The organism is Streptomyces sp. NPDC085866, assembly GCF_044541035.1.
Taxonomy (GTDB): Bacteria; Actinomycetota; Actinomycetes; order Streptomycetales; family Streptomycetaceae; genus Streptomyces.
On the sequence record NZ_JBITSQ010000006.1, the window covers coordinates 363,575 to 388,163 of the forward strand.

Here is a 24,589-nt window from a genome sequence, read left to right on the forward strand (position 1 = left end):
ACACTCCGTCAGTTCAAGTAATCTGACAGAGCGTCAGTTGATGTGGCTGTCTCACAGGAGCGGGCGGAACGATGCTTGGATCAACCCACGGCACCCTCACCACCGACTCCCGCCGGGCCCGGGTCATCGCCTGCGGTGAGCAGCGGCCCGGACCCGTCGTCCACGATCAGGTCGACGACCTCGACGTCGGCGGGCGGCCGCTGTACGCGGACGTACCGGATCTGGCGCGGTTCTTCCGGCCCGGGTCGGTCGCCGTCATCGGCGCCTCGGACGCCGAGGGGCGGCCGAACACCGGGATCACCCGGCAACTGCTGGGCTGGGCCGAGCGGGTGGGGGCGCGGGTGCACCCGGTGCATCCGACCCGGCCGTCCGTGTTCGGCATCCCGTGCTCCGCCTCGGTCGCCGACCTGCCGGAACAGGTCGACCTCGCGGTGCTGCTGGTGGCCGACCCGCTGCCGGTGATCGAGGAACTCGCCGAGGCGAAGGTGAAGTTCGCGGTCGCCTTCGCCTCCGGGTTCGCCGAGACCGGCGAGGCGGGGGCCGAGGCGCAGGAGCGGCTCGCGGACGCCGTACGGCGGTCGGGGCTGCGGCTGCTCGGACCGAACACCAACCTGAACGCCTTCGAGCGCTTCCGGGACGACCTGGAGGGACCGGCCATCGCGCTGATCACCCAGTCCGGGCACCAGGGCAGGCCCGTCTTCGCCCTGCAGGAACTGGGTGTCCGGCTCTCCCACTGGGCCCCGACCGGCAACGAGGCCGACCTGGAGACCGCCGACTTCATCTCCTACTTCGCCGAGCAGCCCGAGGTCGGCGCCATCGCCTGCTACGTCGAGGGCCTCAAGGACGGCCGCGCCTTCCTGCTGGCCGCCGACCGCGCCGCCCGCCGCCAGGTTCCGGTGGTCGCGGTGAAGGTGGGCCGCACGGAGGCGGGAGCCCGTACGGCCGCCTCGCACACCGGCAAGCTCACCGGCGCCGACGACGTGGTGGACGCGGCCATGCGGCAGTACGGCGTCATCCGCGTCGACGCCCTCGACGAACTCCAGGACACGGCCGCCCTGTTGGCCCGGGCGCGGGCTCCGCAGGCCGACGGGGTCGTCGTCTACTCCATCTCCGGTGGCACGGGTGCGCACGTCGCCGACCTGGCCGCCGGGATCGGGCTGCGGCTGCCCAGGCTGTCGGAGGACCGGCAGGCCGAGCTGCACCAGTGGATCCCGGAGTACCTGAGCGTCGCCAACCCGGTGGACAACGGCGGACATCCGGTCGGCGACTGGCGCGGCCGGAAGATCATCGACGCGATCCTCGCCGACCCGGAGGTCGGGGTGCTGATCTGCCCGGTCACCGGTCCCTTCCCGCCCCTCAGCGACAAGCTCGTACGCGATCTCGTCGAGGCCGCGCAGGAGACGGACAAGCTGGTGTGCGTGGTGTGGGGGTCGCCGGTCGGCACGGAGCCGGCGTACCGGGAGGTCCTGCTCGGCTCCTCCCGTGTGGCCACCTTCCGCACGGTGGGCAACTGCCTCACCGCCGTCCGCGCCTGGCTCGACCACCACCGCTTCGTCGGCGGCTACCGCTCCCCCTTCGACGAGGCCCCGCGCATCCCCTCCCCCTCCTTCCGCAAGGCCGACGCCCTGATGCGGCCAGGGCAGCAGCTCAGCGAGCACGCGGCCAAACAGCTGCTGCGCGCCTACGGCATCCGGGTGCCGCGCGAACAGCTGGTGACCAGCGCGGCGGCCGCCGTCCGCGCGGCCGGGCAGGTCGGCTATCCGGTGGTGATGAAGGCGTCCGGCGCGCAGATCGCCCACAAGACGGAACTGGGCCTGGTGAAGATCGGTCTCACCTCGGCCAGCCAGGTCCGGGACACCTACCGCGAGCTGACCGACATCGCCCGCTACGAGGGCGTCTCGCTGGACGGTGTCCTGGTGTGCCAGATGGTCGAGCAGGGCGTCGAGATGGTCGTCGGGGTGACCCACGACGAACTGTTCGGGCCGACCGTGACCGTGGGGCTCGGCGGGGTGCTGGTCGAGGTGCTGCGCGACGCGGCCGTACGGGTGCCGCCGTTCGGTGAGGAGCAGGCCCGCGACATGCTCGCCGAACTACGCGGACGGGCCCTGCTGGACGGAGTCCGGGGCCGCCCGCCGGCCGACCTCGACGCACTCGTGGAGGTCGTGCTGCGCGTGCAGCGCATGGCCCTCGAACTCGGCGAGCAGATCGCCGAGCTGGACATCAACCCACTGATGGTGCTGCCCCGCGGGCAGGGCGCGGTGGCGCTGGACGCGCTGGTGGTGTGCCGATGAGCGACCTCGGGCACGACGTCCGGGAGCAGGTCTCGCACATCACCCTCGACCGCCCCGAGGCCCTCAACGCGCTCACACCCGGAATGCGGGACCGTCTGATCGGACTGCTGGAGGAGGCGTCGGCGGATCCCGGCGTACGAGCGGTCGTCCTCACCGGAACCGGCCGGGGATTCTGCGCGGGAGCGGACCTGCGGGGCGGCTCGGGCAGCGCCGCGCAGCGGATCCCCGGTGACGTGGCCCGCGTCCTCCGGGTGGGCGCACAGCGGCTCGTCTCGGCCGTACTGGACTGCGAGAAGCCGGTGATCGCCGCGGTGAACGGCACCGCTGCCGGGCTCGGCGCACACCTCGCGTTCGCCTGCGACCTGATCCTGGCGGCCGAATCGGCCCGCTTCATCGAGGTGTTCGTCCGACGCGGACTCGTACCCGACGGCGGCGGCGCCTATCTCCTGCCCCGGCTGATCGGTCCGCACCGGGCCAAGGAGCTGATGTTCTTCGGGGACGCGCTCTCGGCGACGGACGCCGAACGGCTGGGCCTGGTCAACCGGGTGGTCCCGGACGGCGAGCTGGAGAAGACCGCCCGCGAGTGGGCGACCCGCCTCGCCGCCGGCCCGACCCGCTCCCTAGCCCTCACCAAACAACTGGTGAACGCCTCCCTGGACGCCGACCGGGCCACCGCCTTCACCGCCGAGGCGGCCGCGCAGGAGATCAACATGACGACCGAGGACGCCCAGGAGGGGCTGCGGGCGTTCGTGGGACGACGGAGCCCGGAGTTCCGGGGGCGGTGAGGCTCGTCGTAGGACGCGTGGTGCGTACGGCGTGTCAGCTAGCGCAGGGCAGGCATGTTGCCGTTCCGCCAGTCGTTCACGCGCTTCCGAATGCTGGTAACCATGGGTAGGGCGTCAACCTCTGCGGGCTCGAACCAGCGGACGTCCGTGGATTCCTCGGACACCGCGAGGTGGCCAGCCACAGGCTGTGCCAGGAAGCAGATGGAGAACTCCTGGCGTACTTCGCCGTCGTCGTAGGCGAAGACGTGACGGGGATTGGTGTAGGTGCCGACGATGCCGACGATCTCGACGTCGAGGCCGGTCTCCTCGCGGGTTTCGCGAACGGCGCAGTCCGGCAGGGACTCGCCGATGTTCATGGCACCTCCGGGAAGAGCCCACATACCGTTGTCGCTTCGGCGCTGGAGCAAGATACGCCCGCTGTCGTCAACGACAACGGCGGACGCAGCTGGGACCAGGCTGTTCGCTACCGGGGCGGTCGGATCGTCCTCGTAGTCACGCCTGCCCATCGTTCTCCTCCCATACCGGGGTCCCCCGGCGCCACAGTTCCTCGACGTGCGACGCGAAGCGGTCGAAGATGCCGTCGTCCTGGTGTCGGTGCAGGTGCAGCGTCGGGGCGTCGTGCCCGACGCTGTGCGTCAGCAGTGGCGTCACGATCATGTCGTCGTCGAAGCGGAATACGGACAGGTGCGCGTGCCCGCTGCTGAAACGTGCGTCGATGCCCGCTTGAGTCCTGATCTTCTCCAGCTCGGCGAGCGTCACCCTGATCCGTGTGGACAGGGTGAGCGCAACGTCTTCGTCCTCTTCTCGCGACCGCGTCAGGTCGCTGTCGGGGTCGCCGAGCAGGAAACGCACACGGCATCCCAGCGCTGCCTTGCGCCGGAGTGCCGTACCGAACCGGGCTTGTTCGAGCCACAGGAAGTAGTTCGTGTATCCGGCGAAGGTCAGTTCTCGCTCAGCTTTGGTGATCATTGACCGCCATAGCGAGGCAGGGCAACCGGAGCGGTACGGGTAGACGGAGACGATCTCGCGGTCCGGCCCGACCTTGATCGCCTTCTTCGCTGCTGCTGGCCACAACACCGCCTCGTCCTCTCCAAGAGCCTCGCAGACGGCCCAACGGTGGCGGGCTCGGGGAACGCGTCCCGTCTCCGTGATCCACCGGCCGACCGTCTTGATGTCGACACCGCACTTTTCGGCTAACTGCCGGTCGGTCACGTGCGCTCCGGCCATGGCGCGGCGCAGCGCTTCGTTCACGGGTACCCCCTGGGACGTTAGGGACGCTTTCCAAGCGTATTCCTGCTCCGTGCCAAACGGTCTCGGGGCGCAGTAGGAACGCACCCGTCAACTTGCAAGTGTGGGCGGGTAACTCAACAGACCCCCGCGACCGTGCGACCGGTCCGGGGGCGTGGCCAACGCTTCAAGGGAGCGTCGACATGACGAACGCTACAGCCCCACCCGCTTCTGGCCCACGGGGCGGCATGACGATGCGTGTCTACTCTGTGGACCGCTACGGCACGATCACCCAGCACCGGGGCACGGTCACCGTGACGTACGGGAACCAGCCGCTACCGATGCTGAGCACCGCGTATCCGCCGTGCATGTGCTTCCGGTGCCGACGGACCGTGCGCCGGTGAGCGCCACGGTCGAGAGCAGCAACGCCACGCAGCCGGTCGACATTGCGACGATGCGCTCGACCGCGGCCATGCTGCTGGGGCCCGACGATGCTCCGGAAGCGCTGCTCCCGGGACCGGAGGAGCTGGACACCCTCACCGTGATGCTGCGCGACCACCTGGAGTTGCTGATCCCCGAGGTAGAGCGGCAGGCCGGGCAACTGCCGAAGAAGAGCACCCGCCGGTACTGCGCCCTGGCCTGTGTGGGGGAGGCACGGAGAAAGTTGCGGCTCGGGGATGGCTGCACGCCGCCCACTCGCGTGGCCGTGGTGCGGAAGCTCGCCCGCTGTGTCAACGCCCTGTGCGATCACTACCAGAACCTGCGCGCCGAGTAGCAGCAGTGAGCAGGCCCAGGTCCTCGGCTCGCTGCCGACGCGGACGTACGGCTGACGCACTCCCATGGCGACCGCAGGGTCAGGGTCGCAACCCCAGTATCCAACCAAGAAACCGTGAGGAGACTCAATGAGCACCGCTTCGCAGGTCGCGCCCGTCCGCCCGTGGGGACTGGGGCGTCTCGGCCCCTACCCGACGGTCGTCCCGATGCCGTTCACCTCAGTCACCATCGACCCGGACACCCAGACCGGCGTGTTCCGCGACGGTGACGGCAGGATCGTGGAGATGGGCAAGCACGGCACCAGCACCGGCACCGAGACGTCCACCGTCACGAACCAGGACTCCCGAAACGACTCCGGCCACGACCAGGACAGCAACCAGGACTGATGACCGAGACCGACAGGCCCGTCCTGGTGGCCACTGAACCGATCGACGTCACAGCGGACATGGTGATCAGCGAACTGAACCGGCGCGGTGTGCCGGTGGCCAGGTTCAACCCCGCCGACATCGGAGACGGTCTGACGGTCTCGGCCCGGTTCGGTGTCTGCCCGGCCCCTGTGGTCGGGCAGCTCCGTACCCGGTCGAGAACCGTCATGCTGGAACATACGCGGGCCGTGTACTGGAGACGCCCGGTGTGGCCGCGGTTCGAGCACCTGGACACAGAGGACGCTCGCTATGCGGCCGCGCAGACCCGCCACGGCCTCGGCGGCATCCTCCACGGTTTGGAGGATGCCAGGTGGGTCAACGAGCCGATGCGGGAGGCCGCCGCCGACCACAAGCCCCGCCAACTCGCCGTCGCACAGCGACTCGGCCTCACCGTTCCGGCCACACTGGTCACCAACAGACTCGAATGCGCACGCGAGTTCATTGCATCCCACGGTGAAGTGATCTACAAAACACTGCGCTGGACCCCGTACGAACGGGGCGGCAACAACCTGACGAGCTGGGCCGAGCCGGTCACCGCAGACGAACTGGACGAGTCGATCGCGGCGACACCGCATCTGTTCCAGGCCGTCGTGGACAAGGCGGCCGACCTGCGTGTCCTGGTCGTCGGCGAGCAGATGTTCGCCGTCCGGATCGAATCCGGGCTACTGGACTGGCGCAAGGACTACTCCGCACTGTCCTACAGCGTGGTGGATCTGACGTGCCAGGTGCACAAGCAGTTGCTCGCCTTCCTGGATCACTTCGGCCTGGTGTCGGGCAGCTTCGACCTGGCGGTAGGCCGGGACGGCGAGCTGTACTTCCTGGAGCTGAACCCGAACGGCCAATGGGGCTGGCTGCAACAAGCCACCGGCCTGCCGATGGCTGCCGCGTTCGCCGACCTGCTCACCGAAGGGAGCACCCGCCGATGAGCCTGGACACCGCAGCTGCGCGGCGAGCCCTGGCCGACCGCCTTGAAAAGGCCGGAATCCTCAGCCCTGTCTGGCGGTCGGCGGTCGAAGCCGTGCCGCGCGAACTGTTCCTGCATCCAGGGGTGTTCCTGCCGACCGAGGACGGCCGCTGGCGGCCGGTGACCGCTCTTGGCACGGTCCCGGAGGAGTGGGCGCGGATCGCCTACCGGGAGGAATCGCTGGTCACCCAGCTCGACGGGCACCTGACCGCCGACCACGCAGCGGGAGTTGTCGACGGCAACCCCACCTCCTCGTCCACGACACCGGTAACCGTCGCCGCGATGATCGAGCACCTGGACATGGACGACGGGCACACCGTGCTGGAGATCGGCACCGGCACCGGCTACTCCACCGCCCTGATGTGCCACCGAATCGGCGAGGACAACGTCACCACGGTCGAGGTCGACCCCGACGTCGCAGCCCGGGCCGACGCCGCACTGGAGGCCGCCGGGTTCTCGACGTGGACCGTGACCGGTGACGGACTCCTGGGACACCCCCGGCGGGCGCCCTACGACCGGGTGATCGCCACCTGTGCCGTGCACCGCATTCCGTACACCTGGGTGCGGCAGACCAAGCCGGGCGGAATCATCCTGTCCACCATCGGCTCATGGCCGTACGGCACGGGCCTGGCCAAGGTCACCGTCCGCGAGGACGGCACGGCCGAAGGCCGGATCATCGGTCGCTCGTCCTTCATGCAGGCCCGCTCCCAGGCCGTAGGTCACGAGGGCGTCGATCTGTCGGCGCGGACCGCCTACGTCGACTCCGAGCGGCCCACCCGTATCCCACCGTCGCTGCTGGACGAGTGGATGCCGGCCTTTCTGGCCCAGCTCACCGCCCCTGCCGCCCACCTGCTGCGCACCTCCGCCAACGGGGTCCACAGCATCTACCTGTTCGATGACGAACGTGAGTCCTTCGCCGCGTTCACCGGGGACGGCGCGGACTGGACCGTACGGCAGGGCGGGCCGGTCGCCCTCTGGGACGACATCGAGGAGGCGCTGACCGCCTGGCAGCGCGCCGACGAGCCAGGCATCAGCTCAGTACGGCTCCACATCACCGACCGCTCGCACACGTACTGGATCGGCGGCCGGCAGATCACCACTCCGAGCCGGACCACGTGGGTTACCGACACGCGTGAGCTGCGATGGGTACACCGCGTCGCCTGACCCTCTTGCGGCGGCCCGGACCCGCCGGTGTGAGACTCAGGACGCGGCGGCCCGCTCCAGCTTCCACAGGGTGCCCCCGTCCGGGTCGCCGAAGAGCACGAACAGCTCGGGGGCGTCCTCGCTGCCGCTGATCGACCAGTGGGTGTCCTCGCCGCAGTCGCCGTCGAGCTTGAGCAGCACGCCGTCCCGGTCGGTGTTGTCCGAGTCGTCGTCGGGCTCCCAGGTGCCGGATCCCTGGCACCGGACGTAGTCCTGGAAGTGGTCGTCGTCGAACGAGGGCTGCGTGGGCAGCTTGACGGCCTCGGCGCTGCCGTCGGGGCGCAGCCGCAGCTCGGCCCCGCTCTCGCCCCGCCAGACCCCGGCCAGCTGGGCGGGGGTCAGCTTCGGGGGCTCGTACTCCTGGATCAGACCGGTCTCGGTGGCGAGCGCCGCGCCGCCGAAGGCCAGCACGAAGAGGACGACCGAGCCGATCGCAGCCCGCCACCACACGCCCGCCGGACGCCAGGCCCGCCTGCGGACGAGGCCGACCCAGAGGGTCGGCAGGAGCCCCAGGGCGGCCAGAGCGGCGACCGTGGCGCCGAGCGGCCACCCGAAGAGCACGCCGGCCGGTACGCCCCAGAGGAGGGCGGGGCCGACCGGGGCCGTCACATGCCAGATCCACCCCGGGCCGGGGAAGTGCCGGCCCGCGAGCCGGGCGAGCACCACCGAGGGCAGGGTCAGCACGAACGCCGACAGCATGCCGAGGATGGGCAGCAGCAGTGGCGCGAAGAGGAGGAAACACAGCGCGCCGAGGGCCCCGCCCAGCCCGGCCCCGTAGCTGTCCTGGGTGGTGGTCTCGTAGATCCACCACAGCAGTCCGGCCGCCGGCAGCTGGGCGCCCCCGAGGGCCGCCGCCGCGCTCAGATCATCGGGTGCCCAGGTCAGCCCGGCGCTCGGCTGCGTTGCACACGTCTTTTCCCACCCCATGGGCGCAGCGTACGGGCACGCTTTCGGCCACTCACCGACCCCTTCCCATCTGACACACCGTCAGCTTCAATGGATGTGTGATGGGACACGCAGGGGCGGCGGCCGCCGCCGTCCGTTACCTCAGGTCGGCTCCGGCACCGGGGCCCGTGGAGGCGCTGCCGCGCCCGGAGTTGCGGTGCGTCCGCGAGGACGAGCGGGCACCGGTGGACCAGGCGGAGTTCCGGCGCGTGCTGGGGAACTTCGCGACCGGGGTGACCGTGATCACGGCACCGCCGGCCGACGGTTCGGCCTCCCCCGCGGGCTTCGCCTGCCAGTCCTTCTCCTCCCTCTCCCTGGACCCGCCCCTGGTCTGCTTCATGGTCGGCCGTACGTCCACGACCTGGCCGCGCATTGCCCGCGCGGGCGTCTTCTGCGTCAACGTCCTCGGCGCCGACCAGGGCGAACTGTGCCGGGCCTTCGCGGTGAGCGGCGCGGACAAGTTCGCGGGGGTGGCGTACGACACCGCGCCCGCCTCCGGTTCCCCGCGCCTCACCGGCGCCGCCGCCTGGATCGACTGCACGATCCACACGGTGCACACCGGAGGCGACCACCTCGTCGTCGTGGGCCGGGTGGTCGCCCTCGGGGCCGACGGGCGGGGGGATCCGCTGATCTTCCACCGGGGGCGGTTCGGGCGGCTCGACGGGAGCTGACCCCTTCCTGCGGTCAGGACAGCGCGGGCACGGGAGTCGAGGTGCGCCTGATCACCAGGGCCATCAGGGCCGCCGCCGCGCACAGGGTGCCGGAGGCGTACCAGACCATGTCGTAGGTGCCGAAGACGTCGCGGGCGACGCCGCCGAGGAAGGCTATGAGAGCCGCGCCGACCTGGTGGGAGGCCAGCACCCAGCCGAAGACGATGGCGCTGTCCTCGCCGTACTGCTCCCGGCACAGGGCCAGGGTGGGCGGGACGGTGGCCACCCAGTCGAGGCCGTAGAAGATGATGAAGAAGATCATCGGGGGGTGCACGGACGGCCCCAGCAGCATGGGGAGGAAGAGGAGCGAGATGCCGCGCAGGGCGTAGTAGACGGCGAGCAGGCGGCGCGGTTCGAAGCGGTCGGTGAACCAGCCGGAGGCGATCGTGCCGACGACGTCGAACACACCGATGACCGCGAGCAGCGAGGCCGCCGCCGTGACGGGCATGCCGTGGTCGTGGGCGGCGGGCACGAAGTGGGTCTGGATCAGGCCGTTGGTGGAGGCACCGCAGATCGCGAAGGTGCCGGCGAGCAGCCAGAACGGACCTGTGCGCACGGCCGAGCCGAGGACCTTGAGCGTGCGGCGGGCGGCCCCGGTGACCGGCGCCGGCTTCGGCACGAACTCCTGGGCGCCGTACGGCTTCAGGCCCACGTCGGCCGGGTGGTCACGCAGCAGGAGCCACACGAACGGGACGACGGCGAGCACGGCGAGCGCGACCGTCACGGCGGCCGGACGCCAGTCGTAGGACTCGACCATCCAGGACAGCAGCGGCAGGAAGATCAGCTGACCGGAGGCGGAGGCGGCGGTGAGGATGCCGCTGACCAGCCCGCGCCGCTCGGTGAACCAGCGGTTGGTGACCGTCGCGGCAAAGGCCAGGGCCATCGAACCCGAGCCGAGGCCGACCAGCAGTCCCCAGCACAGCAGCAGCTGCCAGGCCGCCGTCATCCACACGGTGAGTCCGGAGCCGAGTGCGATCACCGTCAGCGCCACGGCGACCACCTTGCGGATGCCGAAGCGGTCCATCAGCGCGGCGGCGAAGGGCGCGGTGAGCCCGTACAGCGCGAGGTTGATCGAGACGGCCGCGCCGATCGTGCCGCGCGACCAGCCGAAGTCCTGGTGCAGGGGGTCGATGAGCAGGCCGGGCAGGGAACGGAAGGCGGCCGCGCCGATGATCGTGACGAACGTGACGGCGGCGACGAACCAGGCCCGGTGCACACGGTGGCGCCGGGCGGGCGGGGCCTGGACGGGAGCTGCGGCTTCGGTTGTCTGAGTCACGTCATAGAGGGTCCTGTTCCGGACCCCGCACATCGAGTGGCCCGAAGGTCAGCATTCGTTAGGATCGGGCCATGGAGAATCGGGTCGCGAAGGGTCGGGCCATGAAGGAACAGGACATCGCCGTCGGCCAGGAGTTCCGCCCGCACCGGATCGCCGTCCTCGCACTGGACGGCCTGCTCCCCTTCGAGCTGGGCATCCCGCACCGGATCTTCGGCCGCCCGCGGGACGCGGAGGGCCGGTACCTGTACGAGGTCGTGACCTGCTCGGTCCGGCCGCCCGGCCCGGTCGAGACGGACGCCGACTTCGCGGTGCACGTCCCGCACGGCCCGGAGGCGCTGGAGACGGCCGACACGGTGATCGTCCCGGCGTCCTACGAACTCGGTCCGGTGTACGAGGAGGGCAGGCTGACCGAGGAACTGACCGCCGCCTTCGCCCGCATCCGCCCCGGCACCCGCCTCGCCTCCATCTGCACCGGCGTCTACGTCCTCGCCGCCGCGGGACGCCTGGACGGCCGCCCGGCGACGACCCACTGGGCGGACGCCGAACGCTTCCAGCGCATGTTCCCGCGGATCAAGGTGGACGCGGACGTCCTGTTCATCGACGACGGGGACGTCCTGACCTCGGCCGGGGTGGCCGCCGGGATCGACCTGTGTCTCCACATGGTGCGACGCGACCACGGCACGGCCGTCGCCAACGAAGTGGCTCGCCGCACGGTCGTCCCGCCCCACCGCGACGGCGGCCAGGCCCAGTACATCCACCGCCCCGTCCCCGACCCCCAGCTCGCCACCACCACCGCGGCCCGCTCCTGGGCCCTCGGCCGCCTGCACGAGCCGATCCAGCTGCGGGACATGGCCGAGCAGGAGGCCATGTCGGTCCGCACCTTCACCCGCCGCTTCCGCGAGGAGGTCGGCATCAGCCCCGGCCAGTGGCTCACCCAGCAGCGCGTCGAACGCGCCCGCCACCTGTTGGAGTCCACCGACCTCTCGGTCGACCAGGTGGCCCGCGACGCGGGCTTCGGCACGGCCCAGTCGATGCGCCAGCACCTGCAGCAGGCCCTCGGGGTGACCCCGACGGCCTATCGGCGCACGTTCCGGGCGGGGGTCGGCGACGGGGCGGGGACCACCCGATGACGGAGCAGGCCGGAAGGGACCGGAGCAGAGCTGTCACAGGGCCGTGGGCATCCTGCTGCGGCCGCTTCCGTCGGCCGCCTCGGCCTCCCTCCGGCCCCGGGACCGCTCCCTGCGCATCTCGCCCCACCAGCCGATCCCGGTGAGGACCAACGTCAGCCCCACGCCGGCCAGGACCGCCGTGGAGGGGGCCGCCAGCTGCAGCAGAGCACCCGCCAGGGAACCCGTGGCCGCGTATCCCGCGCCCACCGCCGCGTACATGACCGAGTAGCCCGCGGCCAGCGCACCCGGCGGGAGGGCCTCGCGCAGGGACAGGTTCCGGGTGAGCATCGCTCCCGACTGGAGCAGCCCCGCCACGGTCAGGGCGGCCGCGATGCCGGCTGCGCCCGGTATCAGCGCGACCCCGGTCACCGCCGCCGACATCGCACACAGCAGCACCACGCTGCGGGTGGCGAGGCGACCCGGCCAGGACCGCAGCCCGTACAGGAACGCACCCACCCCCGCGGCCGCCGACATGCCGAGGAGCAGCGGGCCGGACCAGCCGACGGCGATGCCGCGCTGTTCGAGCAGGGCCGGCAGGACGAGTTCGGCGAGGGCGAGCAGGGACAGGCCCGCGGCGCCGGTGACGTACGCCGGCCAGGCCCCGGCCAGGACACGGAGCTTCGACGTCCCCCCGGCCCGCTCCTCCGCCTGCCAGCCCTCGGGCAGCAGCCACAGGCCCGGCACCGAGGCCCCCATCAGGGCCGCCGCGAGCAGCAGCGGCACGCCCGGGGCGACACCGAGCGCGAGTCCGGTGACCGCGGCCGGGGAGAGCGCCCAGATGCCGGACATCAGCATCGACTCCACCGAGAGCGCCTGCGCGGCCGCGTGCCGGGGCACCAACGAGGTGAGCAGGGCCCGCAGCCCCCCGGAGGCCGCCGCCGGGGCGGCACCGGCGAGGAACGCGAACATCCCGAGTATCACGGGGTGCGCGCCCGGCAGCGCGCCGAGCCCGGCGAAGCCGACGGCACCCGCGGCGAGACCCACCGCCAGGTGGGAACGAGCCCGCCGCGGGTTCAGACGCATGCCGAGGACGGGAGCGCCGAGGATCTCGCCGAGGACGTAGACCGCGGCGAGTGCGGCGCCCAGCGGGTAGCCACCCGGGTGTTCGCGGACCAGGAAGACCAGGGCGAGCGGCGCCATGGCCACCGGCATGCGGGCGCCGACGGCCACCAAGGCCCAGGTCAGGACCGGTCGGGAGACGACATCGCGGTAGCTCATGCGACGACGGTAGGGGGCGGCACGGACAATCACCGCCGCATTTCCCGCCGCCTGTGGACAACTCGCGGAAACGCAGCCCACGCAGCACTCACGGGGCTCGGACAAGGGTGCTCAGAACGTCAGCACCCCCCGCGCCACCCGCCCCGCCTCCGCATCCGCCCGCGCCTTCTCGAAGTCCTCCACCGGATAGGTCTCCGTCACCAACTCATCGAGAAGCAGACGGCCCTGGCGGTACAGCTCGGCGTAGAGGGGGATGTCCCGCTGGGGGCGCGAGGAGCCGTAGCGGCAGCCCAGGATGGCCTTGTCGAGGAACATCGAGGAGACGACGAAGGACGCCTCCGCGCTCGCCCGGGGCACGCCGAGCAGGACGGCCTGGCCGTGGCGGTCGAGGAGGTCGACGGCCTGGCGGATCAGCTCGACGCGGCCCACGCACTCGAAGACGTGGTCGGCGCCCGTCGGCAGGAGCTCCCGCACGCCCTTTGCCGAGGTCAGGAAGTCGGTCGCGCCGAACTGCCGGGCCACCGCCTCCTTCGCCGGGTTGGCGTCCACGGCCACGATCCTCAGGGCCCCGGCAAGACGCGCGCCCTGCAGGACGTTCAGGCCGATACCGCCCGTGCCGATGACGACCACGGTGTCCCCGCGGTCCACCCGGGCCCGGTTGAGGACCGCGCCGACCCCGGTCAGCACCCCGCAGCCGATCAGCGCGGCCGACGAGAACGGAATGTCCTTCGGGATGCGGACCGCCTGCACCGCCTTCACGACCGTTCGTTCCGCGAAGGCCGAGTTGCAGGCGAACTGGTGGACCGGCCGGTCCCCGCGGCTGAAGGGCCGGCCCGGACGGCCGATCGCCTGGCGGCACATGGTCGGGCGCCCCCGGTCGCACTCCGGGCACGTCCCGCAGTTGGCCAGCGTGGACAGGGCCACATGGTCACCGGGCACGACATGCGAGACACCCGCACCGACCGCCTGCACCACGCCCGCGCCCTCGTGGCCGAGCACCACCGGCACCGGGAAGGGGATGGTGCCGTCCACCACCGAAAGGTCGCTGTGGCACAGCCCGGCCGCCGAGATCGCCACCAGTACCTCGCCGGGCCCCGGCTCCCGTACCGCCAGATCGTCCACCACCTGCACCTGCTTGCCGTCGAACACCACACCGCGCATCACACGACCCCCTTCGGCTCTCTCGGCAGACCGAGCACGCGCTCGGCGATGATCGTGCGCTGGACCTGGTCCGAGCCGCCGTAGATGGTGTCGGCCCGGGAGAAGAGGAACAGATGCTGGTCGGGGTCGAGTGCGTACGGCGCAGCCGGCGCCCAGTCCGCAGGCCCCGCGGAAGCCTCCGCACCGCGCACCTGCACCGCCAACTCCCCGAGCCGCTGGTGCCAGTTCGCCCACAGCAGCTTGGCCACACTGGGCGCGCCCGGGTCACCGGAGCCGCCGAGGGTACGCAGGGCGTTCCACCGCATGGCCCGCAGCTCGGCCCACTGCCGCACGAGCCGGGCCCGTACGACCGGGTCGTCGACGGCACCGGTACGCACGGCCGCCCGCACGACCCGACCCAATTCCGCCGCGAATCCGATCTGTTGGGCCAGCGTCGACACCCCGCGCTCGAAGCCCAGCAGGCTCATCGCCACCCGCCAGCCCTGGCCCTCTCCCCCGACGACGTGCTCCACGCGCGCGCGTGCCCCGTCGAAGAAGACCTCGTTGAACTCGCTCGTGCCGGTCATCTGGCGTATCGGCCGCACCTCGATGCGCCCCGGCTGGTCCATGGGAACGAGCAGGAAGCTGAGTCCCTGGTGCCGACGGGACCCGGGATCGGTCCGGGCCAGCACGAAGCACCAGTCGGCCTCATGGGCGAGAGAGGTCCAGATCTTCTGGCCGGTGATCCGGTAGGACGCCCCCGCACGCACCGCCGACGTCCGCACCCCGGCCAGGTCGGACCCCGCACCCGGCTCGCTGTACCCCTGACACCACAGTTCCTCCCCGGCGGCGACCGGCGGCAGGAAACGGCTCTTCTGCTCCTCGGAGCCATGGACGATCAGGGTGGGGGCAAGCAGGTTCTCCCCGATGTGCCCCGACCGCGGGGGCGCACCCGACCGCGCGTACTCCTCGGCCCAGGCGACCTGCTGGGTGAGGGTGGCGGTCCGATTGCCGTAACCACCCTCGGGCCAGCCGATCCCGATCCAGCCGGCTTTCCCAAGAGTGCGTTCCCAGGTACGACGGTCCTGCGCGCTGTCGGCGTGCGCCGCAAGCCACCCGCGAGCCTCGGCACGGAACCCCTCATCCTCTGCGGTGAACCCGAAATCCATGAAGCTCCCTAAGCTTGAGTGCCCCGTAAGGGGCGCGGGGCTGTACCGGTATGCCGCTCCGCCGCGTGGGCGCGATCAACCACGACGAACCCGCAGCCGCTGGACCGCCATGCGCCCCGAGCTGTCAGGCGTTCGGCCGAGAACCACCCCGCGCCGCTTCTTCCATCGCCAAAAGCTGGGACAGCATCGGCATCGGATCGACCCCCACCGACCCCGGCAGAACCTCCGCGATCCTCTCCGGCGTCCAGGCTCCCTCCCCGTGAACCGAACGGAGTTCCCGCGGCTGTGCCCACACCGCGATCTTCGGCCCGGCGATCGTGTACACCTGCCCGGTGACCCCCTGCTCCTTCGCCTCGTCGGACAGCAGGTACACCACCAGCGCGGCCACGTCCTCCGGCTCCCCGATCTCCTTCAGCTCCATCGGGACGTTCGCCGACATCCGCGTACGCGCCACCGGGGCCACCGCGTTCGCCGTCACCCCGTACTTGTGCAGCCCCAGTGCCGCGCTGCGGACGAGCGAGATGATGCCGCCCTTGGCCGCGCTGTAGTTGGCCTGGGAGACGGAGCCCTGGTGGTTGCCGCTGGTGAACCCGATCAAGGTCCCCGCCCGCTGCTTCCGCATCACGGCGGAGGCGGCCCGGAACACCGTGAACGTGCCCTTGAGGTGGGTGGCGAGCACCGGGTCCCACTCCTCCTCGGACATGTTGAACAGCATCCGCTCACGCAGGATCCCGGCCACACACACAACCCCGTCGATGCGGCCGTAAGACGCCAGCGCCGCGTCCACGACCCGCTGCCCGCCCGCCATCGTGGAGATGTCGTCGGCGACGGCGATCGCCTCGCCCCCGGCCGCCTCGATCTCCTTGACGACTGCCTCGGCGACCTCGCTGGTCGGCGAGGTCCCGTCCATGGAGACGCCGTAGTCGTTGACGACGACCTTCGCGCCCTCGGCCGCGGCCGCGCGTGCGACCGCGCGCCCGATGCCCCGTCCGGCGCCCGTCACGGCGACCACCTTGCCTGCCAAGAAGTTCCCCACGCCCGGCCCCTTCCCGCGGTTTCTGACGGACCGTTAGATTTTATGGCGCGTCAGATGTGCGGACACAAGCCCCGGGGAGGCATCGGATGTCACTGCCCGCCGAGTTCCACGAGATCGCCAAGCGCGTGAACAACTGGGGTCGTTGGGGGGCGGGCGACGAGATCGGCACCCTGAACCTGATCACCGACGAGGTCGTCCGTGCGGCCGCCGCCTGCGTCCGCACGGGCCGGCGCGTCCCCCTCGCCCTCCCGCTCCAGCAGGACGGCGTGCAGACCGGGATGATCCCGGGGCGGGTCAATCCGCTGCACGCGATGGTGCAGATCAACCAGGAACTGTTCGGGCCGGGCACGGTCGCCTGCAGCGACGACGCGGTGACCATGGGGCTGCAGGCGGGCACCCACTGGGACGCGCTGACCCATGTCTCGCACTCCGGGAAGCTCTACAACGGCCGCCCGGCGCACACGGTCACCCCGCACGCCGGCGCACAGTTCAGCGGCATCGACAAGGCGCGGCACGTCGTCTCGCGCGGGGTGCTGCTGGACGTGGCACGCGCGCGTGGCGTGGAGCGGCTGGCGGGTGGGCACGCGGTCACGCCGGAGGACCTGGAGGCGGCCGAGGAGTTCGGCGGGGTGCGGGTGCGGGCCGGGGACGTGGTCCTGGTGCGGACCGGGCAGGTGCAGGTCCTTCTGGCCGGGGACAAGCACGGGTACGGCTATCCGTCACCGGGGCTCTCGGTGCGCTGCCCGGAGTGGTTCCACGCACGCGATGTGGCCGCGGTCGCGAACGACACGCTCACTTTTGAGATCTTTCCGCCCGAGATCGAGAATCTGTGGCTGCCGGTCCACGCACTGGACCTGGTGGAGATGGGGATGCTCCAGGGCCAGAACTGGAATCTCGAAGAGTTGTCCACAGCCTGTGGAGAAACGAACCGGTACGCGTTTCTGCTGTCGGCGATGCCGGAGCCGTTCGTCGGCGCGACAGGCACACCCGTGGCACCGATCGCTGTTCTCTGAAGCCGGGTCGGCGGCGCGCCCCCCTGCGTCGACCACGCGCCGCCACCCGGTGCGACTCACGCTCGACGAGGACCGCCGCCACCCGGGTCCTCGCCGTCCCCTCGCGGCGAATCGTTGCCCACAAGCGTGTTCAAACGGTCACAAGCCGTCAACACCGATACGGCGATTCATCACGTACGCCCGATTCACGGTGGCCGCGCACGGATGCACCCCCGGCGCACGCCGCACCGGGACCTACACCGCTTCGAACGCGAGGTCCTCGCGCGTGGAGCGCCCGCCCCCGTACGCCACGGCTGCGCCCTCCCGGGGCTGCGCGCAGCGGTCCAGCTCGCACCAGATGCTCTTGCCGGCACCCTCGGGGCTCCAGCCCCAGCGGTCGGCGAGGCAGTCGACGAGCGCGAGGCCCCGGCCGCCGGTGGCGTTACTGCCGGCGCAGCGCGGGACAGGCGCGCGGGGGCTGGTGTCGGCCACCTCGAGGCGGACGGTGGCGGACTCGACCGTGCCCGGCGGCAGGGACAGCCGCAGCACGGCCGGACGGCCGGTGTGCACCACGGCGTTGGTGACCAGTTCGGAGACGAGCAGGATCAGCGTCTCGGCAAGCTGCTCGTCGGCTTCTATACCGGACCCGGCCAGGCGTGAACGGGCCCATCTCCGGGCTCGCCCCACCTCCGTGGGGTCGGGCCGGACTTCCAGCTGCACCTGAAGCACCTGCACCGCTCACACCATCCGAACCGGCGGACACATGACCCGACGCCGCGCACGCACCGCGACAAGGGCCACGATCGTAGCCATTCTCTGCATGGCCAGGACAACGGCCAGCGCAAGGGTCACGGAACGTGACTCCCTTACGAGACAGCATGGTTGACGTACAGTCACCCCAACAAGCGCTTCGGGCATATTCCAGCGCGAAGGATTACCCGTGCGGCATACTGTGCGACGCTCGCAGCGGGGAGTCGAACAGGCCTGTTCCGGCGTCACCCCGGGGGCATCACCGGCACGGCTCGGGCTCGCAGCCACTCGCATCCCACAGAAGGTACCGGAGTGAGGCGCCGACTCCAGGACGTGACGGGTCACGCGATGGACACAACCCGGTATCGACGCTCTGTGATTTCGGTACGCCACGATCCGCGACATCTTGGGCCATGGCTTTGCGCACGGCCCAGCCCAGCGCGTCGACGTACGGTCAGGCCACCAGATCGGCGGCCAACACTTCCTCACTCTCCGTGCTCCCCCCGCAACGCTGGGCCCGCGCCCAGGCCCGTTTGAGATGCAGATGGACCTCCGCTTCCCAGGTGAAGCCCATGCCGCCGTGCACCTGGAGGCAGTCGCGGGCCCCGCGCACGGCGGCCTCGTCGGCGAGCAGCCGGGCGGCGGCGATGTCCGCGGGGTCGGCGGTCACGGCGGCCGAGTAGACCGCCACCCGGGCCGTCTCGGCGCGCACCAGCAGGTCGGCGCACAAGTGTTTGACGGCCTGGAAGGCCCCGATCGGCTGCCCGAACTGCTCCCGCGCCCGGGCGTGTTGCACGGCCAGCTCGCACGCGCGCGTGGCCGTGCCGAGCTGCTCGGCGGCGGTGAGGAGCACGGCCTCCGGCTCCGACCCGCCGACGTCGTGCCCGGGGACCCGGTGCAGGGGCGTCAGCGGGTCGACGGACCGCAGGGGTACGGCACCGGAGGCGTCCCCGGTCACGGTGTCCGCCGCGTCCAGCCACTCCACCAGGGAGCCGTCCACACGGGCCACCACCCTCTCCCCGGTGGCCGCCCCGGGTACGGTCCCGGCGGCGAGGTGGGTGGCCAGTACCGGGCCCGGCAGCAGTGCGCGGCCGGTCTCCTCGAAGACCAGCACCGCCTCCGGCAGCCCGAGGCCGACCCCGCCCCCGGCCTCCGGAACCCGCAGCGCGAACAGGCCCGCAGCGCCCAGCTCCCGCCACAGGTCCCGGTCCAGGTGCCCGGGCCGGGCCACGGCAGCCCGCAGCGCGTCCGCGCCGAACCGGCGCTCCAGCAGCTGCCGCACCCCGGCCCGCAACGCCCGTTGCTCCTCGGTGAGTCGGAAGCGCACGGTCACCGTCCCTTCGGCAGGCCGAGGATGCGCTCGGCGACGATGTTGCGCTGGATCTGCGAGGTGCCGGCGGCGATGGTGTACGACAGTGAGGAGAGCCGGTCGAGGACCCAGGGCCGGTCCAGGTCGAGACAGTCCGGTCCGAGCACCTCGGCGGCGGTGTCGTACAGCTCCTGGCGGGCGTGCGAGTAGCTCAGTTTGAAAACCGAACCCCCGACGCCCGGTACTCCGCCGCCTGCCTCCGCCTCGCTCACGTTCCACTGGGTCAGCCGCCACAGCGCCCGGAACTCGGCATTGAGCCGCCCGAGCCGCCGGCGCAGCACGGGGTCGTCCCAGCGGCCGTTCTCCCGCGCAGTGCGGGCGAGTTCGCCGAGCACCCGGCGGCAGGCGACGACCTCGCCCACGAAGGCCGTGCCGCGCTCGAAGGAGAGCGTCACCATGGTCACGCGCCAGCCGTCGTTCTCCGCCCCGACCCGGTTGCCGACCGGCACCCGGACCTCGTCCAGGAACACCTCGGCGAACTCCGTCGACCCGGCGAGCGTGCGCAGCGGCCGTACGGTGACGCCCTCGGCGTCCATCGGCATGGCCAGCCAGGTGATGCCCTTGTGCCTGGGGGCCTCCGGGTCCGTACGGACCAGCAGTTCGCACCAGTCGGCGACCTCGGCGTGCGAGGTCCAGATCTTGGACCCGCTCACCACGTAGTCGTCGCCGTCCCTACGCGCGCGCGTGCGCAGCGCGGCGAGGTCGGACCCCGCGTCCGGTTCACTGAACCCCTGGCACCACACCTCGTCCCCGCGCAGGATCGGCGGCAGCCAGCGGTCCTTCTGCTCGGTCGTGCCCTCGGCGGCGATCGTCGGCCCGGCATGCAGCAACCCGACGAAGTTCGCCCCCACATAGGGAGCGCCCGCCTTCTCCGTCTCCTCCAGGAAGATCAGCCGCATGGTCGGGGAGGAGTCCCAGTGGACGTCGGCGTACCCGGCGTCGTACAGCATCCGCTGCCAGCCGAGGTCGTAGGCGCGGCGGCCGGGCCAGTCGTCCGGGGGCGGCTTGGCGGGCAGGGTGGGCAGCACCTTGGCGAGCCACTCCCGCAGCCGGGCCCGGAACTCCTCCTCCTCGGGCGTGCAGGACAGGTCCATCACGGGGTCCGCTCGGTCTGCTTGTCGAAGTCCAGGCCGAGCATGCGGATGGCGTTGCCCCGCATCAGCTTGTAGACGGTCTCGTCGTCGAGGCCCTTCACATGGTCGAGGGCGACCTCCTTGGTGTGGGGGAAGGTCGAGTCGACGTGCGGGTAGTCGGTCTCGAAGGTGGCGTTGTCGCGGCCGACGACGTCCAGGGACGCGACCCCGTGCTTGTCGCGGAAGAAGCAGCAGAAGATCTGCCGGTAGTAGTACGTCGACGGCGGCTCCGGGATCAGATCGCGCACCCCGCCCCAGGCGCGGTGCTCCTCCCACACGTCGTCGGCGCGCTCCAGGGCGTACGGGATCCAACCCATCTGCCCCTCGGAGTAGGCGAGTTTGAGGGTCGGGAACTTCACCAGCACCCCACTGAAGAGGTAGTCCATCATCGAGGCCATCGCGTTGTTGAAGCTGAGCGAGGCCTGGACGGCGGGCGGCGCGTCCGGGGAGGCGGCGGGCATCTGCGAGCTGCTGCCGATGTGCATGTTGACGACGGTCCCGGTCTCCTGGCACACCGCGAAGAACGGGTCCCAGTAGCCGGAGTGGATGGAGGGCAGCCCGAGATAGGTGGGGATCTCGGAGAAGGTCACCGCCCGCACCCCCCGCGCTGCGTTGCGCCGGATCTCCGCGACGGCCAGCTCCACGTCCCACAACGGAATGAGGCACAGCGGGATCAGCCGTCCCCCACTGCCCCCGCACCACTCCTCCACCATCCAGTCGTTGTAGGCGCGGACGCACGCGAGCGCGACCTCCTTGTCGTGCGCCTCGGCGAAGGTCTGCCCACAGAAGCGCGGGAAGGTCGGGAAGCAGAGGCTGGCCTCTACGTGGTTGAGGTCCATGTCCTCGAGCCGTGCCTCGGGATCCCAGCAGCCGCGCCGCATCTGCTCCCGCGTGATGCCCTCCAGGGTCATCTCGTCCCGGTCGAAACCGACGGCGGCGATGTTGCGCTTGTACGGGAACTTCAGGTCCTCGTAGATCCACCAGTCCGTCGGCTGGCCCTCCGGGTCCATGGTGATCTGGTACTTCCCGCCGACGTACGCCAGCTCCCCGATCCCGGCGGTCAGCGACTTGGGACCCCGGTCCCGGTACTTCGCCGGCAGCCAGGTCTCGAAGAGGTGGGCGGGCTCGATCACGTGGTCGTCGACGCTGATGATGCGGGGCAGTTCGGTCACGATGGTCCCCTCCGCCGGACAGTACTTATCTGATGGTCCGTCAGATAGCATGGCACCTGACGAGTCGTCAGCCAAGCAGGGGGCATACGTGAACGAGACCCCGCACTCCCTGAGTTCCTCCCGCACGCTGTGGGACCTGGTCGTGCGCCGCGCCGACCTCACCCCCGACCGCCCCGTCCTCCTCCAGGAAGACCGCCGGTTGACCTTCGGCGAGCTGCGCGAGCGGGCCGAGCGGGTCGCGGCGGGTCTGTACGGCATGGGCGTCCGCCCCGGCACGGTGGTCGCCTGGCAGCTGCCCACGCGCATCGAGACGGCCCTGCTCTCCTTCGCCCTGGCTCGCCTGGGCGCCGTCCAGTCCCCGGTCATCCCCTTCTACCGGGACCGCGAGGTCGGCTTCGCGCTGCGCGAGTCAAGGGCCGAGTTCTTCGCCGTACCGGGTGTCTGGCGCGGCCACGACCACACGGAGATGGCCCGCCGCCTCGGCGCGAAGGGCGTCTTCGAGGCGTACGACACCCTGCCCGAGGCCGACCCGTCCGTCCTCCCCGCACCCCCCGCCGAGGGCACCTCGGTCCGCTGGATCTACTGGACCTCGGGCACGACCTCCGACCCCAAGGGCGTCCTGCACACGGACCGTTCCCTGATCGCGGGCGGCTCCTGCCTGGCGCACGCCCTGCGCCTCACCCCGGACGACGTGGGCTCGATGGCGTTCCCGTACGCGCACATAGCCGGCCCGGACTACACGGTCATGCTGCTGCTGTACGGCTTCCCGGCGGTGATGTTCGAGCAGTTCGCCCTGCCGGACGCGCTGGAGGGGTACCGACGGCACCGGGTCACGGTGGCCGGCGGTTCGACGGCGTTCTACGCGATGTTCCTGAACGAGCAGCGCAAACAGCCGGACACGAAGGTGATCCCCTCCCTCCGCCTCCTCGCGGGCGGCGGCGCTCCCAAGCCCCCGGAGGTCTACCACTGCGTCGTCCGCGAGATGGGCGTACAGCTCACCCACGGCTACGGCATGACCGAGGTCCCGATGATCACCATGGGCGACCCCGAGGACACCCCCGAGAACCTCGCGACGACCGAGGGCCGCCCACCGGAGGGCATGGAGATACGGATCGTCGACGGCGAGGTCCGCCTGCGCGGCGAGGCCGTCTGCCAGGGCTACCTGGACCCGAGCCAGACAGCCGCGGCCTTCGACCCGGAGGGCTTCCTGCGCACCGGCGACCTCGGCCACGTCACCGACTCCGGCCACCTCGTGCTCACCGGCCGACTGAAGGACGTGATCATCCGCAAGGGGGAGAACATCTCGGCCAAGGAGATCGAGGACCTGCTGGCCGCACATCCGGCGGTGGCGGACGCGGCGGTCATCGGCCTGCCGGACGCGGAGCGGGGGGAGCTGGTCTGCGCGGTGATCGAACAGCCGTCCGGTGCCCAAGAGTTGACGCTGGCGTCGGTCGTCTCGTACCTGCGCGCGGAAGGGCTGTCCGTCCACAAGCTGCCGGAGCGGCTGGAGGTGGTGGACGCCCTTCCACGGAACGAGACACTGCGGAAGGTGCTGAAGTACAAGCTACGGGAGCGGTTCGCGCAGCCGTCGGCCGCTACTCGGGAACCGTGAAGTAGCGCGCGAACGCCGGGATGATCTCCGACTCGCCGATCCTGCCGTCGCCGTCCGCGTCGAGGGCGGTGGCGGTGGCGCGGGCGATGTCGGCCGGTACGTGGAAGACGCGCAGGACGCGGGCCGTGTCGGTGAGGGTGGCGTGGCCGTCCGAGTCCGGGTCGGCCACGGCCAGCGCCGCGTGCAGGAAGGGGCGGGCGATCTCGGCGAAGCGGTCGGGGGTCTCGCGCAGGCGCTTGACCGCGCCGGTGACGAACTCCTCGCGGGTGATGCGCTGGTCACCGTCCCGGTCGGCGATGCCCGCCATGCCCTGCCAGAAGGCCTCCGCACCGGCGTACAGGGCCTGACCCTTGTCGGAGCGGGCGGCGACGGCGAACTCGGCGAGCAGCGCCTTGGCCGCCGCGTTGAAGTCCTCGCGGTCGATGTAGCCGTTGCCGTCCTGGTCGAAGGTGGCGAACCGGGCGGCGATCCTGCGCTCGTACTCGGTGCTGACCATGTCTGTTCGGGCCGCCTTACGTTGACGTGGGGGTGGATCTGGCAGGGAGCGTACGTCGCGGGAGGCGGTGAGGTGACGGAAAAGCGGGGGTTGTGCCAAGACCGGGGGAATTCTGCGACAACCTCGTGGCGTCGGCGCGGCGGGGCTCAGGCCGAGAGGGGGCCCGCCTCGTCGGTGGTGGCGGACTCGACGTCGGGGCGTACGTCGAAGAGGCGGCGGACGCCGAGCGCACCGAGGACCCGGTTGACGTGCGAGCCCTCGTCCGCGCCCCGGTCCGGCAGGATCAGCCGCAGCCGGCCCTGGCAGGAGCGGATCAGCCGACGGGCGGCGACCAGGACGCCGACCCCGCTGGAGTCGCAGAAGAAGACCTCGGAGAGGTCCAGGATCAGGCTGTGGTGCCCCTCGGCGACCACGTCATGGACCCGCTGGCGCAGCACCGGCGAGGTCATCAGGTCCAGTTCCCCGGACACCCGGAGCACGGCCCACTCGCCCTGTTCGACGCCGGTCACCTTGAATGCCACGGCCACGCCCCTCCGCTCGCCGGATCTCCCGGAACCGCCCGGAAACGGAAGCAGTTCCTACGTTTCTCTCCGCGCGGCTGCCCAGCGGCGGTTCCCTGAAACTTCGGGCAACAAACCGTGGGCGATCAACAAGGGGCTTGTTTCAGTCACTACCGATCCTGTTCGATCGAAGTTGGGCACGGTTTGAGTGAGGATTGTGTGAAGAGGGCACT

The 24,589-nt window shown here is 71.0% G+C and carries 25 protein-coding genes; 11 read left to right on the forward strand and 14 right to left on the reverse strand.

Going from position 1 to position 24,589, the window contains the following annotated elements:
* Positions 1 to 71 precede the first annotated feature (71 nt).
* Positions 72 to 2,291: an acetate--CoA ligase family protein gene (locus ACIF83_RS17345; RefSeq protein ID WP_399727634.1), complete on the forward strand. Its 2,220-nt coding sequence runs from the start codon at positions 72 to 74 to the stop codon at positions 2,289 to 2,291.
* Positions 2,288 to 3,076 carry an enoyl-CoA hydratase/isomerase family protein gene (locus tag ACIF83_RS17350; protein WP_399727637.1) on the forward strand — a complete coding sequence of 263 codons (789 nt, stop codon included), beginning with the start codon at positions 2,288 to 2,290 and terminating at the stop codon, positions 3,074 to 3,076. Before ACIF83_RS17345 ends, ACIF83_RS17350 begins: the two co-directional genes overlap by 4 nt.
* A gap of 38 nt (positions 3,077 to 3,114) precedes the next feature.
* On the opposite strand, the gene ACIF83_RS17355 is transcribed toward ACIF83_RS17350, so the two are convergent.
* Together ACIF83_RS17355 and ACIF83_RS17360 are read right to left on the reverse strand one after the other, a co-directional pair.
* The gene (locus tag ACIF83_RS17355) at positions 3,115 to 3,582 is read right to left on the reverse strand and encodes an NUDIX domain-containing protein (RefSeq protein WP_393472125.1); all 468 of its coding nucleotides are present in this window, start codon (positions 3,580 to 3,582) and stop codon (positions 3,115 to 3,117) included.
* Positions 3,569 to 4,327 carry a helix-turn-helix domain-containing protein gene (locus ACIF83_RS17360; RefSeq protein ID WP_393472128.1) on the reverse strand — a complete coding sequence of 253 codons (759 nt, stop codon included), beginning with the start codon at positions 4,325 to 4,327 and terminating at the stop codon, positions 3,569 to 3,571. Before ACIF83_RS17360 ends, ACIF83_RS17355 begins: the two co-directional genes overlap by 14 nt.
* Positions 4,328 to 4,557: 230 nt before the next feature.
* Here ACIF83_RS17360 and ACIF83_RS17365 point away from each other — a divergent pair, with 230 nt between their 5' ends.
* The 5 genes from ACIF83_RS17365 (at position 4,558) to tgmC (ending at position 7,630) form a co-directional block, all read left to right on the forward strand.
* The gene (locus tag ACIF83_RS17365; RefSeq protein WP_393472130.1) at positions 4,558 to 4,707 is read left to right on the forward strand and encodes a hypothetical protein; all 150 of its coding nucleotides are present in this window, start codon (positions 4,558 to 4,560) and stop codon (positions 4,705 to 4,707) included.
* A complete protein-coding gene (locus tag ACIF83_RS17370) occupies positions 4,704 to 5,078 on the forward strand; it encodes a DUF6415 family natural product biosynthesis protein (protein ID WP_398139186.1) in 375 nt (124 codons plus the stop codon). Before ACIF83_RS17365 ends, ACIF83_RS17370 begins: the two co-directional genes overlap by 4 nt.
* A gap of 127 nt (positions 5,079 to 5,205) precedes the next feature.
* Positions 5,206 to 5,463, forward strand: coding sequence for a putative ATP-grasp-modified RiPP (gene tgmA / locus ACIF83_RS17375; RefSeq protein WP_393472136.1), 258 nt, complete (start codon positions 5,206 to 5,208; stop codon positions 5,461 to 5,463).
* Positions 5,463 to 6,428 (forward strand): ATP-grasp ribosomal peptide maturase, encoded by a 966-nt coding sequence (gene tgmB / locus ACIF83_RS17380; protein WP_399727642.1) that lies wholly within the window; start codon positions 5,463 to 5,465, stop codon positions 6,426 to 6,428. Before tgmA ends, tgmB begins: the two co-directional genes overlap by 1 nt.
* Positions 6,425 to 7,630 (forward strand): ATP-grasp peptide maturase system methyltransferase, encoded by a 1,206-nt coding sequence (gene tgmC / locus ACIF83_RS17385; RefSeq protein ID WP_398139184.1) that lies wholly within the window; start codon positions 6,425 to 6,427, stop codon positions 7,628 to 7,630. The genes tgmB and tgmC overlap by 4 nt, the downstream gene beginning before the upstream one ends.
* A gap of 36 nt (positions 7,631 to 7,666) precedes the next feature.
* Here tgmC and ACIF83_RS17390 read toward each other — a convergent pair whose 3' ends face one another.
* Entirely contained in the window at positions 7,667 to 8,596 is a 930-nt protein-coding gene (locus ACIF83_RS17390) for a hypothetical protein (protein ID WP_399727645.1), read from the reverse strand.
* A gap of 80 nt (positions 8,597 to 8,676) precedes the next feature.
* On the opposite strand from ACIF83_RS17390, the gene ACIF83_RS17395 reads away from it, so the two are divergent.
* Complete coding sequence (locus tag ACIF83_RS17395; protein ID WP_393472145.1) at positions 8,677 to 9,285, forward strand: flavin reductase family protein; 609 nt, start codon at positions 8,677 to 8,679, stop codon at positions 9,283 to 9,285.
* A 13-nt stretch (positions 9,286 to 9,298) separates the two neighbouring features.
* Here ACIF83_RS17395 and ACIF83_RS17400 read toward each other — a convergent pair whose 3' ends face one another.
* Positions 9,299 to 10,600 carry an MFS transporter gene (locus ACIF83_RS17400; protein ID WP_399727649.1) on the reverse strand — a complete coding sequence of 434 codons (1,302 nt, stop codon included), beginning with the start codon at positions 10,598 to 10,600 and terminating at the stop codon, positions 9,299 to 9,301.
* Positions 10,601 to 10,701: 101 nt separating this feature from the next.
* Here ACIF83_RS17400 and ACIF83_RS17405 point away from each other — a divergent pair, with 101 nt between their 5' ends.
* Complete coding sequence (locus ACIF83_RS17405) at positions 10,702 to 11,730, forward strand: GlxA family transcriptional regulator (RefSeq protein WP_399727976.1); 1,029 nt, start codon at positions 10,702 to 10,704, stop codon at positions 11,728 to 11,730.
* 33 nt (positions 11,731 to 11,763) lie between these two features.
* On the opposite strand, the gene ACIF83_RS17410 is transcribed toward ACIF83_RS17405, so the two are convergent.
* The 4 genes from ACIF83_RS17410 to ACIF83_RS17425 all read right to left on the reverse strand — a co-directional run bounded on the left by ACIF83_RS17410 (position 11,764) and on the right by ACIF83_RS17425 (position 16,332).
* Positions 11,764 to 12,987: an MFS transporter gene (locus tag ACIF83_RS17410; RefSeq protein WP_399727652.1), complete on the reverse strand. Its 1,224-nt coding sequence runs from the start codon at positions 12,985 to 12,987 to the stop codon at positions 11,764 to 11,766.
* Between the two features lie 111 nt (positions 12,988 to 13,098).
* Positions 13,099 to 14,148 (reverse strand): Zn-dependent alcohol dehydrogenase, encoded by a 1,050-nt coding sequence (locus ACIF83_RS17415; protein WP_399727655.1) that lies wholly within the window; start codon positions 14,146 to 14,148, stop codon positions 13,099 to 13,101.
* A complete protein-coding gene (locus ACIF83_RS17420; protein WP_399727658.1) occupies positions 14,148 to 15,296 on the reverse strand; it encodes an acyl-CoA dehydrogenase family protein in 1,149 nt (382 codons plus the stop codon). Before ACIF83_RS17420 ends, ACIF83_RS17415 begins: the two co-directional genes overlap by 1 nt.
* A gap of 124 nt (positions 15,297 to 15,420) precedes the next feature.
* Positions 15,421 to 16,332 carry an SDR family oxidoreductase gene (locus tag ACIF83_RS17425; RefSeq protein WP_393472156.1) on the reverse strand — a complete coding sequence of 304 codons (912 nt, stop codon included), beginning with the start codon at positions 16,330 to 16,332 and terminating at the stop codon, positions 15,421 to 15,423.
* 86 nt (positions 16,333 to 16,418) lie between these two features.
* On the opposite strand from ACIF83_RS17425, the gene ACIF83_RS17430 reads away from it, so the two are divergent.
* A complete protein-coding gene (locus ACIF83_RS17430) occupies positions 16,419 to 17,345 on the forward strand; it encodes a cyclase family protein (protein ID WP_399727661.1) in 927 nt (308 codons plus the stop codon).
* A gap of 234 nt (positions 17,346 to 17,579) precedes the next feature.
* Here ACIF83_RS17430 and ACIF83_RS17435 read toward each other — a convergent pair whose 3' ends face one another.
* From ACIF83_RS17435 to ACIF83_RS17450, 4 genes are all read right to left on the reverse strand, one after another.
* Positions 17,580 to 18,044, reverse strand: coding sequence for an ATP-binding protein (locus tag ACIF83_RS17435; protein WP_393472162.1), 465 nt, complete (start codon positions 18,042 to 18,044; stop codon positions 17,580 to 17,582).
* A gap of 484 nt (positions 18,045 to 18,528) precedes the next feature.
* The gene (locus ACIF83_RS17440; RefSeq protein ID WP_399727664.1) at positions 18,529 to 19,401 is read right to left on the reverse strand and encodes an acyl-CoA dehydrogenase family protein; all 873 of its coding nucleotides are present in this window, start codon (positions 19,399 to 19,401) and stop codon (positions 18,529 to 18,531) included.
* Positions 19,402 to 19,403: 2 nt separating this feature from the next.
* Positions 19,404 to 20,537: an acyl-CoA dehydrogenase family protein gene (locus tag ACIF83_RS17445; protein WP_393472167.1), complete on the reverse strand. Its 1,134-nt coding sequence runs from the start codon at positions 20,535 to 20,537 to the stop codon at positions 19,404 to 19,406.
* On the reverse strand, positions 20,537 to 21,748 hold the full coding sequence (locus ACIF83_RS17450; protein ID WP_399727667.1) for an amidohydrolase family protein: 1,212 nt from the start codon (positions 21,746 to 21,748) through the stop codon (positions 20,537 to 20,539). The genes ACIF83_RS17445 and ACIF83_RS17450 overlap by 1 nt, the downstream gene beginning before the upstream one ends.
* A 49-nt stretch (positions 21,749 to 21,797) precedes the next feature.
* Between ACIF83_RS17450 and ACIF83_RS17455 the strand changes: the two genes are divergently transcribed.
* On the forward strand, positions 21,798 to 23,360 hold the full coding sequence (locus tag ACIF83_RS17455) for a class I adenylate-forming enzyme family protein (RefSeq protein WP_399727670.1): 1,563 nt from the start codon (positions 21,798 to 21,800) through the stop codon (positions 23,358 to 23,360).
* Here the strand turns inward: ACIF83_RS17455 and ACIF83_RS17460 are convergent.
* Complete coding sequence (locus tag ACIF83_RS17460; RefSeq protein WP_399727673.1) at positions 23,344 to 23,856, reverse strand: EF-hand domain-containing protein; 513 nt, start codon at positions 23,854 to 23,856, stop codon at positions 23,344 to 23,346. The genes ACIF83_RS17455 and ACIF83_RS17460 overlap by 17 nt on opposite strands.
* Positions 23,857 to 24,002: 146 nt before the next feature.
* Complete coding sequence (locus ACIF83_RS17465; RefSeq protein WP_393472177.1) at positions 24,003 to 24,383, reverse strand: STAS domain-containing protein; 381 nt, start codon at positions 24,381 to 24,383, stop codon at positions 24,003 to 24,005.
* Between the last annotated feature and the right edge of the window lie 206 nt (positions 24,384 to 24,589).

Excerpts from the sequence above, each read along its gene's own strand:
- tgmA (WP_393472136.1), top strand. The coding sequence starts at position 5,206 with ATGAGCACCGCTTCGCAGGTCGCGCCCGTCCGCCCGTGGGGACTGGGG.
- ACIF83_RS17395 (WP_393472145.1), top strand. The coding sequence starts at position 8,677 with ATGGGACACGCAGGGGCGGCGGCCGCCGCCGTCCGTTACCTCAGGTCG.
- ACIF83_RS17355 (WP_393472125.1), bottom strand. The coding sequence starts at position 3,582 with ATGGGCAGGCGTGACTACGAGGACGATCCGACCGCCCCGGTAGCGAAC.
- ACIF83_RS17365 (WP_393472130.1), top strand. The coding sequence starts at position 4,558 with ATGCGTGTCTACTCTGTGGACCGCTACGGCACGATCACCCAGCACCGG.
- ACIF83_RS17420 (WP_399727658.1), bottom strand. The coding sequence starts at position 15,296 with ATGGATTTCGGGTTCACCGCAGAGGATGAGGGGTTCCGTGCCGAGGCT.
- tgmB (WP_399727642.1), top strand. The coding sequence starts at position 5,463 with ATGACCGAGACCGACAGGCCCGTCCTGGTGGCCACTGAACCGATCGAC.
- ACIF83_RS17410 (WP_399727652.1), bottom strand. The coding sequence starts at position 12,987 with ATGAGCTACCGCGATGTCGTCTCCCGACCGGTCCTGACCTGGGCCTTG.
- ACIF83_RS17405 (WP_399727976.1), top strand. The coding sequence starts at position 10,702 with ATGAAGGAACAGGACATCGCCGTCGGCCAGGAGTTCCGCCCGCACCGG.
- ACIF83_RS17390 (WP_399727645.1), bottom strand. The coding sequence starts at position 8,596 with ATGGGGTGGGAAAAGACGTGTGCAACGCAGCCGAGCGCCGGGCTGACC.
- ACIF83_RS17455 (WP_399727670.1), top strand. The coding sequence starts at position 21,798 with ATGGCACCTGACGAGTCGTCAGCCAAGCAGGGGGCATACGTGAACGAG.
- ACIF83_RS17350 (WP_399727637.1), top strand. The coding sequence starts at position 2,288 with ATGAGCGACCTCGGGCACGACGTCCGGGAGCAGGTCTCGCACATCACC.
- ACIF83_RS17345 (WP_399727634.1), top strand. The coding sequence starts at position 72 with ATGCTTGGATCAACCCACGGCACCCTCACCACCGACTCCCGCCGGGCC.
- ACIF83_RS17430 (WP_399727661.1), top strand. The coding sequence starts at position 16,419 with ATGTCACTGCCCGCCGAGTTCCACGAGATCGCCAAGCGCGTGAACAAC.
- tgmC (WP_398139184.1), top strand. The coding sequence starts at position 6,425 with ATGAGCCTGGACACCGCAGCTGCGCGGCGAGCCCTGGCCGACCGCCTT.
- ACIF83_RS17445 (WP_393472167.1), bottom strand. The coding sequence starts at position 20,537 with ATGGACCTGTCCTGCACGCCCGAGGAGGAGGAGTTCCGGGCCCGGCTG.
- ACIF83_RS17460 (WP_399727673.1), bottom strand. The coding sequence starts at position 23,856 with ATGGTCAGCACCGAGTACGAGCGCAGGATCGCCGCCCGGTTCGCCACC.
- ACIF83_RS17415 (WP_399727655.1), bottom strand. The coding sequence starts at position 14,148 with ATGCGCGGTGTGGTGTTCGACGGCAAGCAGGTGCAGGTGGTGGACGAT.